The organism is Vibrio iocasae (assembly GCF_042245395.1).
GTDB classification, from domain to species: domain Bacteria; phylum Pseudomonadota; class Gammaproteobacteria; order Enterobacterales; family Vibrionaceae; genus Vibrio; species Vibrio iocasae.
Genome location: NZ_CP145311.1, coordinates 1014973 through 1026761, shown reverse-complemented (window position 1 = coordinate 1026761; position 11789 = coordinate 1014973). Strand labels below are relative to the sequence as shown.

General features: G+C 44.2%; 10 protein-coding genes. 3 read left to right on the top strand and 7 right to left on the bottom strand.

The window, feature by feature from the left end; translation table 11 throughout:
* Positions 1-14 precede the first annotated feature (14 nt).
* Positions 15-854 carry a fatty acid metabolism transcriptional regulator FadR gene (gene fadR, locus SNR28_RS14425; protein ID WP_375753332.1) on the bottom strand — a complete coding sequence of 280 codons (840 nt, stop codon included), beginning with the start codon at positions 852-854 and terminating at the stop codon, positions 15-17.
* A 473-nt stretch (positions 855-1327) separates the two neighbouring features.
* Here fadR and nhaB point away from each other — a divergent pair, with 473 nt between their 5' ends.
* Together nhaB and dsbB are read left to right on the top strand one after the other, a co-directional pair.
* Positions 1328-2917 carry a Na(+)/H(+) antiporter NhaB gene (nhaB, locus tag SNR28_RS14420; protein WP_375753331.1) on the top strand — a complete coding sequence of 530 codons (1590 nt, stop codon included), beginning with the start codon at positions 1328-1330 and terminating at the stop codon, positions 2915-2917.
* Between the two features lie 103 nt (positions 2918-3020).
* Positions 3021-3530 carry a disulfide bond formation protein DsbB gene (gene dsbB / locus SNR28_RS14415; protein WP_375753329.1) on the top strand — a complete coding sequence of 170 codons (510 nt, stop codon included), beginning with the start codon at positions 3021-3023 and terminating at the stop codon, positions 3528-3530.
* A 144-nt stretch (positions 3531-3674) separates the two neighbouring features.
* Here the strand turns inward: dsbB and SNR28_RS14410 are convergent, their stop codons facing one another.
* A complete protein-coding gene (locus SNR28_RS14410; RefSeq protein WP_375753327.1) occupies positions 3675-4268 on the bottom strand; it encodes an SEC-C metal-binding domain-containing protein in 594 nt (197 codons plus the stop codon).
* 136 nt (positions 4269-4404) lie between these two features.
* Between SNR28_RS14410 and dusC the strand changes: the two genes are divergently transcribed.
* Positions 4405-5352 carry a tRNA dihydrouridine(16) synthase DusC gene (gene dusC, locus SNR28_RS14405; RefSeq protein WP_375753326.1) on the top strand — a complete coding sequence of 316 codons (948 nt, stop codon included), beginning with the start codon at positions 4405-4407 and terminating at the stop codon, positions 5350-5352.
* A gap of 44 nt (positions 5353-5396) precedes the next feature.
* Here the strand turns inward: dusC and SNR28_RS14400 are convergent, their stop codons facing one another.
* The 5 genes from SNR28_RS14400 to SNR28_RS14380 all read right to left on the bottom strand — a co-directional run bounded on the left by SNR28_RS14400 (position 5397) and on the right by SNR28_RS14380 (position 11771).
* Positions 5397-6875 (bottom strand): GGDEF domain-containing protein, encoded by a 1479-nt coding sequence (locus tag SNR28_RS14400; RefSeq protein ID WP_375753324.1) that lies wholly within the window; start codon positions 6873-6875, stop codon positions 5397-5399.
* A gap of 68 nt (positions 6876-6943) precedes the next feature.
* Positions 6944-8779 carry a maltodextrin glucosidase gene (gene malZ, locus SNR28_RS14395; RefSeq protein WP_375753322.1) on the bottom strand — a complete coding sequence of 612 codons (1836 nt, stop codon included), beginning with the start codon at positions 8777-8779 and terminating at the stop codon, positions 6944-6946.
* 130 nt (positions 8780-8909) lie between these two features.
* Positions 8910-9704, bottom strand: a complete 795-nt coding sequence (locus SNR28_RS14390) for an ABC transporter ATP-binding protein (RefSeq protein WP_277826433.1) — start codon at positions 9702-9704, stop codon at positions 8910-8912.
* Positions 9701-10618, bottom strand: coding sequence for an ABC transporter permease (locus SNR28_RS14385; RefSeq protein WP_375753320.1), 918 nt, complete (start codon positions 10616-10618; stop codon positions 9701-9703). Before SNR28_RS14385 ends, SNR28_RS14390 begins: the two co-directional genes overlap by 4 nt.
* A 187-nt stretch (positions 10619-10805) precedes the next feature.
* On the bottom strand, positions 10806-11771 hold the full coding sequence (locus SNR28_RS14380; protein ID WP_375753319.1) for an ABC transporter substrate-binding protein: 966 nt from the start codon (positions 11769-11771) through the stop codon (positions 10806-10808).
* Positions 11772-11789 lie beyond the last annotated feature (18 nt).

The window sequence follows — 11789 nt, the reverse complement described above, 5'->3', positions numbered from 1 at the left end:
AAAACGTTGTATGTTTAGCTGTCGTCTTCAGTGAAATCGGTAGGCAGTGTTTTTTTCATCTCGTTCCAGATTTCAGCGCAAGCCAAACCATAATGACGGATAACCAGTGGTAGCTTGTCACGCTCACCAGACTCACATACTTTCAGAAGTTCTTTATAGAAATCGAGGGCTAACTCTCGTGCTTGTGGGTTCGAGAAGTAGTAACTACCGATACGATCGTAGAGCTTTTTAAGTCCATTAAAAATCAGACCGTAAATCTGGTTTCCGGAATGAAAGGCCAGACGTTGAAAAAGCATGTAATCATAAAAATTAAACGTCTTCGCCAGAAGTTCTGCTTCACGCTTCTCATCATTTTTTTCGTTATCTTGCTTAATGCTCTGAAGCAATTTTTCAGAATATGGCGATTGCTCAATAAAGCTATCCCAACTCTCTGCGTTCAAAAGACTTTCACAAGATTCGATAACATTTTGGATAGTACGTTCCGAACTCTCTTTATTGGCTTTAAACGCATAACGCATAAATATCGGACTGATATTTGTGCGAGCAGCAAGTAGATCCTCAACAATACCTGTCGCGTTCTCGGTATCCAATGTCATCAATGTATCTAAAATATGAAGACCTGATGTCTCCATAAACTGATTTACTTTTGTTGGCTTACCATGCTGAATAGTTAACCAGCCGTCTCGGGCAAGGCGCTGCAGCACTTCTCGTAGTGTTGTTCGCGTTACACCGATAAGCTCAGATAGCTCTCTTTCCGCCGGGAGTATTGAGCCTGGAGCAAAACGGCCATTCCAGATGCTTTCAATAATATATTTTTCAGCAAAACCTGCTGGGCTCTTTGCCTTAATGACCATGTAGTTAAGTATCCAATTCTGTTTTTATGAGGTCTAATCAACTCATCATACCACTAGTTCCCTAGAACGAAAACCAATCGAATGCCACGTGTTGTGCCCTGTGTCATATTTAGAGAGTACAACTGTACTCTCACTTTCTAAGCTAAACGATAAAGAAAGTCGAAGGCGCTATTTAATATTAATGAAATATAATTGTAAACTTAAGTTACATTCTCCCCTCTCTCGCCCTATCGTAGATAATGCAAATAGCAAGGTTTCAAGTAGCACTTTGATAAGCCTCACAAATAGAATAAACCGATACAAATGTGTAAGAAAATGTGTCATTTCGTGCTATCCTAGCGCGGTTTTTTGTTTGAGGTTTATACAAATTCTCTGACATTTTTAGCCTAAACATCCTAAAACATTTTTAAATGTCCGTTTTAGGCATATAGAACAACAGTTTATAAATTTCATTAACACTAAGAGTAATCACAATGCCGATGACACTCGGAAATGCTTTTGTTAAGAATTTTCTTGGCAAAGCACCAGACTGGTACAAAGTTGCCATTATCGCCTTTTTGATCATCAACCCAATAGTATTCTTTTATGTAAGCCCTTTTGTAGCTGGTTGGATGTTGGTAATCGAGTTTATCTTCACACTGGCTATGGCGCTTAAATGCTACCCTCTGCAACCGGGCGGTCTGCTGGCCATTCAAGCCGTTGCGATCGGAATGACATCACCTCAAATGGTGATGCATGAACTGGAAAACAACCTTGAAGTTATCCTACTTCTTGTCTTCATGGTTGCCGGTATCTACTTTATGAAGCAGCTCCTGCTGTTCATCTTTACTAAGATACTGCTTGGCATTCGCTCTAAAATGATCTTGTCTGTTGCTTTCTGTTTTACAGCAGCATTCCTTTCAGCCTTCCTGGACGCGCTAACTGTAATCGCTGTCGTTATTAGTGTTGCTGTAGGCTTCTATTCTATTTACCACAAAGTAGCTTCCGGTAAAGGGCACACCGCCTCTCACGATCACACATCAGACTCTCATCTGACTGAACTCACTCGTGAAGACCTTGAGAACTACCGTGCATTCCTTCGTTCTCTACTAATGCATGCGGGTGTCGGTACTGCTTTAGGTGGTGTAATGACGATGGTAGGTGAACCCCAGAACCTTATTATTGCCGATCAGGCAGGTTGGCTGTTCGGTGAGTTCATTATCCGTATGTTGCCTGTAACATTGCCAGTGTTTATCTGTGGTCTGATTACCTGTGCGCTGGTAGAGAAGTTTAAAGTGTTCGGTTACGGCACTGAGCTTCCAGAGCATGTAAGAAATATCCTCGTAGAGTACGATGAAGAGCAGAAACGACAGCGCACGAAACAAGATATCGCAAAACTTTATATTCAGGGTGCTATCGCTGTTTGGTTGATTGTCGGCCTTGCATTGCACCTTGCTGCTGTTGGTCTTATCGGCCTTTCAGTCATTATTCTCGCAACAGCATTTACTGGTGTTATCGAAGAGCACTCGATTGGTAAAGCATTTGAAGAGGCCCTGCCGTTCACCGCGCTACTTGCCGTCTTCTTTGCAGTTGTAGCCGTGATTATCGATCAGCATCTATTTGGCCCAATCATCAATGGTGTATTGGCAATGGAAGGTGGCAAGCAGCTGAGCATGTTCTACATCGCTAACGGTTTGCTATCCATGGTTTCAGATAACGTATTCGTCGGTACGGTTTATATCAACGAAGTTAAAGCAGCGCTTATTGACGGTGTGATTACTCGTGACCAGTTTGACCTACTTGCTGTTGCTATCAATACAGGTACTAACCTGCCTTCAGTTGCGACACCAAACGGACAGGCTGCATTCCTGTTCCTACTAACGTCAGCTCTGGCTCCACTTATCCGTTTGTCATACGGAAAAATGGTATTCATGGCGCTACCGTACACTATCGTACTAGCGATTGTAGGCCTGTTTGGTATTTCTTACCTGCTTGAACCTATGACACAGTGGATGTATGAAATCGGCATCATCACACACCATGTTGCAGATGCTGCTGCAGGAGCTGTCAGCTCAGGCCATTAATTAATATTTTATTTTTCAAATAAATAGTATTGATTATTGAACCATAAGCGTATAAAAAGCTCTGAGTATTCAGAGCTTTTTTATTTTTTCAGGATGATTTGTAGTGAATATTTTCTCATCAATTAAAACCTTCTCACTATCGCGGACATCATGGGCCCTGCTGCTGCTGTTCGTTATATTCTTCACGGCTTGCGCTGTCATTTTCCAGCACGTGATGAACCTCGCTCCTTGTGTAATGTGTATCTACGAACGTATCGCCATGTTAAGTATTGGTGGTTTTGCGATCATTGGACTGATAAATCCTAACTCGACGATTCTTCGCTGGGTCGGTTTGTTCGGATGGGGCGCATCGGCGTACAAAGGGTTGATGCTTTCTCTAGAGCATGTTCACTATCAAACATCTATCTTTGCGACTTGTGAGGCACTGAGTCTGCCTTCATGGGCGCCACTTAACGTGTGGTTCCCACAGTTTTTCGAAGCTCCGGGAGACTGCAGCGAGATTGCTTGGGAGTTCCTGACACTATCAATGCCACAGTGGCTGGTGATCATCTTTGCTGGTAACTTGCTGACACTTGGTGTGATTGTTCTATCTCAGTTTGCCAAAGCAAAATAATAGATATAGAGAATAATTTAAGAGGTACAGGGAATACCTGATTCCATAAACCGCATAAGGCATTTATGCGGTTTATTTTACTTTTACGTATGCAAGTTTATTGCATCAGGTATTCTCAGCCTTCCATCAACACAAAGTTAAACATCACTTCCCGCAACACTGCTTAAACTTCTTCCCGCTCCCACAAGGACAAGCGTCATTGCGACCAATATTCTTAAACGGATTCAAAGCCTGAGACTTAACTCCTACCATTAATTCATCAGCAGCGTGCGCAACTTCATTTATCATGATATCCAACTGAGGTTTAAGCTCTTCCAGGGACGGTGGATTCTCAATCCCAGCTTGTAGCATCTGCTCCCTTGTCTGCTTCTCATCGACTGCCAGCATCAACGCTGTCAGAAGTGCCTGAAGCATTCTGAGTGCACCGTCACCAAGTTCAACTTCCTGGTACTGCTCTTCGACAACCGGCCAGATCGTCATAAAACCTTCCGCAAAATCAGCAAGCTCTTCATCCTTGAGTGCAGAGATCGAATGGTACTCGGCACGCTGTAACAAATTGTGCTGTTTATTGATATGAGGAACCAGAAGAGTCTGCGCTTCTTCAGAATCCAAACCGACATGTTCTGTCCATGACTCAGGATCCAGAGGTTTTACTGACATATTTGAAGCTAAAACAGCACCTTCCAGAAATAGCGCGGATTCGCCCTGCCAGTCTGATGGCAATTGAATAAGTTCCATAGGGAATATCTCGTCTAAAATGTTTAGCGGCATTATAACGACTAATATGATTTCCGTGAGTTTTTTAACAGTGACTTTTTATCAATCAGGCAATACAATCTCGCCTCCCTTGTGAAGTGCGGTATGAGTTAAGTCAATGCGAGTAATATTGGGCCCTATGGAGGGCGTGCTGGATCATTTAATGCGAGAGCTCCTAACGGAGATCAACGACTATGACCAGTGTGTCACTGAATTTGTTCGTGTCGTAGACCAACTATTGCCAGATCGTTCTTTTTACAAACTCTGTCCCGAGCTAAAACAAGGTTCTAAAACCCAATCAGGCACTCCTGTTTATGTGCAACTTTTAGGTCAGGATCCACAATGGATGGCGGAGAACGCTGTCAGAGCAGAATTTTTAGGCGCAGCGGGTATAGACCTAAACTTTGGCTGTCCCGCCAAGACAGTAAACCGTAACAAAGGTGGAGCGGCATTGCTCCAGCATCCGGATACCATTCACAAAATCGTCGCATCATGCCGAGAAGCGGTAGATGGCTCAGTCCCTGTGTCTGCTAAGATTCGCCTTGGTTGGGAAAATCCGGAAGAGTGCTTTGAAATCGTTGATGCTATTGAACAGGCGGGGGCGAATGAGATTACTATCCACGCCCGAACTAAACGCGGTGGTTACAAAGCCGAAGAGATTAAGTGGGAATACATCCGTGAGGTGAAAAACCGAACCTCTATCCCCCTCATTGCCAACGGTGAAATTTGGGGATATCAGGATGGGCAGGATTGCATCAGCACCACAGGTGTCGACTCTCTAATGGTGTGTCGGGGCGCGTTTAACGTACCAAATCTTGGAAATATGGTGAAATACAACGAAGCCCCCATGTCATGGTCACAAGTTGTTAATCTACTCCTGAGATATTCAGAGCTTGAAATGGAGGGAGACAAAGGTCTTTACTATCCAAACCGGGTAAAACAGTGGCTAGTGTATCTTCGTAAAGACTACGAGGGTGCGGATGAGCTTTTCCGTTCCATTCGTACCTTTAAAAAAGCGGCGCCAATTGTTGATCGAATTGAAGAGTATCAGGCAAAATACGCCTAATTCAGTAAAGCATCGCTTTAGAGTGCCTATTTCCATTGAGAGCTCTATACAACAACCTGGTTTTTGCCAGAAGTCTTAGCCTGATAGAGCTTCTCATCCGCTTCTTTAAATTGCTTTTCAAACTCCACACGCTCTTCTGCAAGTGAAATAGATACACCACCGGAAATAGTAAAGCCGTCAGGTAAAGCCATAGACGAGTTTTCTGTCACCGAGACTCTGACTCTCTCAAGCACATCCACCATCGCATCGTGGTTGTTCCCTCTCAGGTAGACGACGAACTCTTCACCACCAAAGCGCGCAACCGCATCAGATTCTCTGACACTGTCACTAATTCTGTCAGCGACAAAGCAAAGTACTTCATCACCTTTGTCGTGACCGTAGGTGTCGTTGATCTTTTTAAAGTCATCAACATCATAGATGCCTATTGCTACATACTTTTGCTTGGAAGGCATATTGCAGTGTAACTCTAACCCTCTTCGATTCAGAAGGCCTGTCATTGGGTCCCGCTCTGCTAAATCTTTGAAATAGCGACTTTCCAATCGGATTTTAAAGTAAAATAATCCAATGATAGCAATGACCAATAAAGCCAGAACGGTGAATAAATCTGCGCTTTCATCTCTGAAAAAGCGACGAACTTCCTCTTTGAGATCAAATTCATAATAGAGCGTATGCGAAAAGTTCACGCCCTCAGCAATGATCGGATGTACGAAATAGGCATTATCCGGTAAAGGCGTTTCACCTGAGTTAATGAGTCTGTACTTATTGCTTTGCCCAGAGATATTTTGCAAAAATCTATCGACATTGATATCAACAACCACCGCCCCATAGTAAATATCTTTCGCGATAACCGGACTTGAGAGTGAAAGAAGCTCTCCTTCAAACTTAGCGCGCTTATAGGGACCTACGACAGTAATCTTATCGCGATGCTCAGAAGTTATTTCCCAGAAAGGTAGATTGGTGGCATTCAAAACCGTGCTCTTATCCAGCTCTTTGGCAAATTTTTCCGGAGAAGTGATAATAAACTTCTCAGCGGAAACATAATGCACTGCTTGTATATCCGTACCCAGGTCATGCAAAAATGAAAGTATCGGAGCTAACGCGATTCTGCGTTTCGCAATGCTAAAAAGCGGAGACCCTTCCCGACACAAGCTTTCAGGGCCCAAAACCATATAATCCATATCTACAGCAGGTGCGTACGCGGTTTCACCTGTGTCTGTAATATGGTCGACAACCGGCCAGGCTCTGCAAACTCCATCCTTATACTCGATGTGATGTTGTAAAACACCGGTTTCTGCCGGATCGGCTTTATGGGCAAACTGACTGGAGATGTTGTAATCAAGAGAGGTAACTATTTTGACGGAACGCATCAGGGAAGTTTCTAATTGATGCATTTCTCTTTGAATGTCTAACTGAATACGCTCGACATAGTTCAACAGCAAAAGTGTTACAAAAACTAATGCAAACAGCGATGGCACTGCAAAAATCAGTTTTTTACTTACTGTACCGTTTCTCAATAAAGCCAAGCTTTGTACCTTTTATACTTTTCAGCCTCGATACAAAGCTTGCCTTCAGTTGCAGTTACAAACTACTACTAATTTGTAACTTTTAGTATTTTGGCTTGCAGTGGATCGAGCTTGATGGTCAGCGCGCCATTATCAAAAGAATAATGGCTCTCGTCAATTTGTGAACTAGCCACACCGGCCTCCAGACCCAACTTCCAAATTGGTATCTCAATTTGTCTATCTTTGGTTGAAAATGCTATGACTGTTTTATCCGAGTCGAGTGTTCTGGCAAAAACCATATGGCTATCTGAACAGTCTAGCAGAAGAAAATCACCGCGCTGCAATTCTGGTGATGTTTTTCTCAGATGAATCAGCTTGTTATAAAAAGGGAGCCATTTATTGTCTTCGACTTTATCCCATGGGAAACAGCGCCTGCAATCAGGGTCACCCCCACCTTCCAGTCCGACTTCAGTTCCATAATATAGACATGGTGTACCCACATAAGTGAACAGCAGGCTGGCTGCTAAGCGCATCTTCTCTTCGTCTCCCTTCAACAAGGTAAGAAAACGAGCGGTATCGTGGCTATCAAGTTGGTTAAGCTGAGTAAGCTGGTTTTGCCATGGTATCTTCGACTTACTCTCAACCAGCCAGTCAGCAAACTCTGAGATAGAAAGTGATATTGGATCGTAAGAAATGTCACACTCAGCAAGAAGTGCTCTAAGCGGATGCGCAAAACCGTAATAGTTCATTGCCCCGTCTTCCTGATCGCCCTGGAGCCATTGGGTAGCCTCAAAGAAATGTTCCCCCAGAACATAGGCATCCGGATTTTCTTCTTTCACTGTTTTTCGGAACTCAGAAACATAATGTGCATTGTTGATGGCACCTTCACCCTCACCAAGCATATGAATGACATCAAATCGCCAACCATCAATCTGATAGGGTTCTTTTAACCAGTGACGAATAACCGAGTCTTCTGCCTGATATATCTTGTCTTTCAACTTCTGATTGCTGAAATTGAGTACTGGCAATGTACCAATGCCTTTCCAACCCGAGTAGTCTTTAGAATCACCATCAAACAGATAAAAGTCTCGATGCTCAGACTCAGGATGATGATAAGCACCATGGCCATTAGTATCGTTAATATCAAACCATTCATGGCTTACAGATGTGTGGTTGACCACTGCATCCAGAACAACTTTCATATCACGTTGGTGCAACTCCTGACTTAGCTCTGCAAACTCTTCGTTGGTGCCAAAGTTAGGATCGACAGTGTAATAGTCATTGGTATCGTATTTATGATTGCTGTGAGAGGTAAAAATCGGATTTAAATAGAGTGCCGTAACACCCAGGTCCTGAATGTAGTCAAGCTTGTTGCGAATACCTGCCAGGTCGCCACCAAAAAACTCACGTGCAGCTGACCCATCGTAGCTCCCTGGTAGCTCGCCCCACTCTCTTACGACCTTATTATATTCCCTATCTCCAACCTTGATTGTCTCATCTTTAGGTGAGATATCAGGGTTTCCATTGCAGAATCTTTCTGGAAAGATTTGATAGAAAGCTTGTTCTGACACCCACTCAGGCGGTTGATTCACTGTGTTCAGTTTAAAGTAATATTCTCTGCCTGGCATACGCTTTTGCACACCGCGTGCATCCAGCCAATATTGCTGTTTGTTCTGAACCAGTTTGAAAAGATAGTGAGTGACGTCTCTATCTTCATTTTTGCGGAATGATGCTTTCCAAAGCTGCAGTCGCCCTTCCCTTCCCGCTTCCTGCATATCGATCAAGTATTCTTCATTATCCGGTTCGCAACGCAACTGAACGCTGGAAAAAGGCAATGCTTCAGTTTTTAGTATTACTTCAATCAGTTCACCATCAAACTTCAATCCATCTGTAGATTGAGCATGGGATATAAACGGTAGGGACATTGGTCGCTCCTGTTAGCCAACTTTTATTATCGGACTAATTTTAGAGCAGATCTCACTAACAAAAATCCCCCCTGAATTTCAGGAAGGATCACAGTTAGTAGTATGAGACAGGGGGGCGTAGATAACCGATTTAGCCCAATAGAAGGCTGTCATCAGCCAGTTCTTCACCTCGTACTTTGGAGAACATCTCCAGTAGGTCAGGTACACCCATATTCGCCCGCTGCTCACCTTCAACATCCAGCACGATTTCACCCTGGTGAAGCATGACTGTGCGATCACCTACCGCTAGCGCATCTTTCATTGAGTGAGTGACCATCATTACCGTCAGATTAAACTCTTTAACGATGGTTTTTGTTAGATCGATAACAAAGGCTGCCATACGTGGATCCAGTGCAGCGGTATGCTCATCCAGAAGCAATAATTTACTGTCAGATAACGTTGCCATCACCAGACTCACTGCCTGACGCTGACCACCAGACAAAAGACCGATGTTGTCACCTAAACGGTCCTCAAGACCTAAACCAAGGATACTGATGCGCTCCTGAAAAATCTTTCGTCTCTTCGAAGAGAGAGAATGGTGCCAACCACGCTTGTGGCCGCGACGATAAGCAAGCGCCATGTTCTCTTCAATCGTAAGATCTCCACAAGTACCGGCAAGGGGGTCCTGGAACACGCGAGCACACTGTGCTGCTCGCTGATGCACCGGCATTTTCGTCACGTCCATATCATCAATACGAACATGACCACCCACCATAGGTGTTTCACCAGTTACAGCACCAAGCAATGTTGATTTACCAGCACCGTTTGAACCAATAACTGTAAGGAACTGATGCTCTGGCACCTCCAGGTTAACACCACGCAGAGCGCGGTTTTCCAGAATGGTTCCCGGGTTAAAAGTAACCTGAATGTCTTCTAAATAAATCATGCTACTTCTCCCGATTTCTGACCTGTTTTACTGCCTTTCTTTGCTTGCATATTTCCTTTTAGACGTGGTGCGATTAGCGCGGCCGCCACCAGTACTGCCGTAACCAAGTTTAGGTCGGATGCCTGAAGGCCGAACATTCCGGTACTTAACGCAAATGCGACAGCCAGACGGTAAAGAACCGAACCAACAATTACAGCGGTAACTGCAACCCAGATCTTTCTTCCAGGGATGAGTGTCTGTCCCAGAATTACTGCAGCCAGACCAACAACAATGGTACCAGTACCAGATGTCACATCAGCAAAGCTGTTAGTCTGAGCGAACAATGCTCCGGCAAATCCAACAAAACCGTTAGAAAGTGCTAGTGCAAAATAAGTATAGAAACCTGTATTCGCACCCTGCGCTTTAACCATACGAGAGTTCACACCCGTAGCACGCAAACCAAGACCAAAGTCACTGTTAAGAAGTCGTATAACAAACCAGGCGGAAATCAGCACTAGAATGCCAACCACCAGCGGACGAACATACATAGAATCGCCCATCGCTTCAAAAGGAGTAAGTATGGTGTCTGAACCTAACAGCGCAATGTTTGGTCTACCCATGATGCGAATGTTTATAGAGAACGCAGCGATCATGGTCAGAATAGAAGCCAATAGATGGAGGATGCCACATTTCACAGCTAGAAACGCTGTCACCCAACCTGTGGCAGCAGCAGCAAAAATTGCCATCACCGTTGCAACCCATGGGTCAATACCGGCAACAATCGCTGTCGCAGCAACTGCAGCACCCATTGGGAAACTACCGTCCACAGTAAGATCCGGAAAATCCAACACTCTAAACGTTAAGTAAACGCCCAAAGCAACCAGACCATAAATTAACCCTATCTCGAGAGCACCAAAAAATGCGAAAGCAGACATATTTACTCCTCTTCTGCTTAAAAACCACCAACATCATAAATATTGGCAAAGATTGTTAACCAACCTTGAATTGTCATCCCCGCAATAGCGGGGATCTGTTTTAGAAATAATTTAGATTCCTGCCCTTACAGGCGCGTGGCTAACGGAATGACGCGTTTCCTGGCTAAGCCAACAATCTCTTAGTTTCTTATTTTACTTCTGTAGCGCGATCCATTACGGACTTAGGAATAGCGATGCCTAATTTGTCTGCTGCTGTTTTGTTGATAACCAAATCAGAACCTTTAGCGACACGTACCGGGATATCACCAGGCGCCTGACCTTCCAGAATTGCTGCTACATAGTCTGCTGTTTGCACACCGATCTGGTAGTAATCAAAACCAAGTGCTGCAATTGAGCCGGCGTCGATGTACGTAGTTGTTGCAGCAAATACTGGTGTCTTCGCCTGATTTGCTGCAATAGTCATACCTTCGATAGCACTCGCAACTGTGTTGTCGATCATTGCGTAGATAACGTCAGACTTAGCAGAGATTGCCTGAGTTGCACTCTGTACGTCCGCGCTCTTCAGAGCAGTAGACTCTACAAGCTCAATGCCTTTTGCTTTTGTTGCGTCTTTAAGTAGTGCTAGCAAGCTCATTGAGTTCGCTTCACCCGGGTTATAAACCACACCAATAGTTTTCAGATCTGGCATGATTTCTTGCATCAGATCAACGTGCTGAACGATTGGAGAAAGGTCAGAAAGACCTGTTACGTTTTTACCTGGTTTTTCTGCATTAGATACCAGTTTTGCACCTACCGGGTCAGTTACCGCTGTAAATACAATTGGGATGTCTTTTGTTGCTGATACCAGAGCCTGCGCTGTAGGTGTCGCGATGCCTACAAGTACGTCCGGACGTTCACCTACATACTGGCGAGCAATTTGAACAGCGATAGCCGGATTGCCTTGCGCAGTTTTAAAATCAAAATCCAGATTCTTACCTTGTTCATAGCCTTTTGCTTTCAGGCCATCTAATAATCCCTGACGCGTAGCGTCCAGTGCAGGATGTTCTACAATTTGTGATACAGCAACTGTCGCTGTTTTTGCGATAACACCTGATGATGCCATTAGTGCAGCTCCCGCTAGTGCAGCAGTAGCGATAATTCGGCTTGCCTTCATCTTGACTCCTTGATTAGC

Coding starts and splice junctions, on each gene's coding strand:
- SNR28_RS14410 (WP_375753327.1), bottom strand. CDS start 4,268: ATGGAACTTATTCAATTGCCATCAGACTGGCAGGGCGAATCCGCGCTA.
- SNR28_RS14390 (WP_277826433.1), bottom strand. CDS start 9,704: ATGATTTATTTAGAAGACATTCAGGTTACTTTTAACCCGGGAACCATT.
- malZ (WP_375753322.1), bottom strand. CDS start 8,779: ATGTCCCTACCGTTTATATCCCATGCTCAATCTACAGATGGATTGAAG.
- fadR (WP_375753332.1), bottom strand. CDS start 854: ATGGTCATTAAGGCAAAGAGCCCAGCAGGTTTTGCTGAAAAATATATT.
- SNR28_RS14385 (WP_375753320.1), bottom strand. CDS start 10,618: ATGTCTGCTTTCGCATTTTTTGGTGCTCTCGAGATAGGGTTAATTTAT.
- dusC (WP_375753326.1), top strand. CDS start 4,405: ATGCGAGTAATATTGGGCCCTATGGAGGGCGTGCTGGATCATTTAATG.
- nhaB (WP_375753331.1), top strand. CDS start 1,328: ATGCCGATGACACTCGGAAATGCTTTTGTTAAGAATTTTCTTGGCAAA.
- SNR28_RS14380 (WP_375753319.1), bottom strand. CDS start 11,771: ATGAAGGCAAGCCGAATTATCGCTACTGCTGCACTAGCGGGAGCTGCA.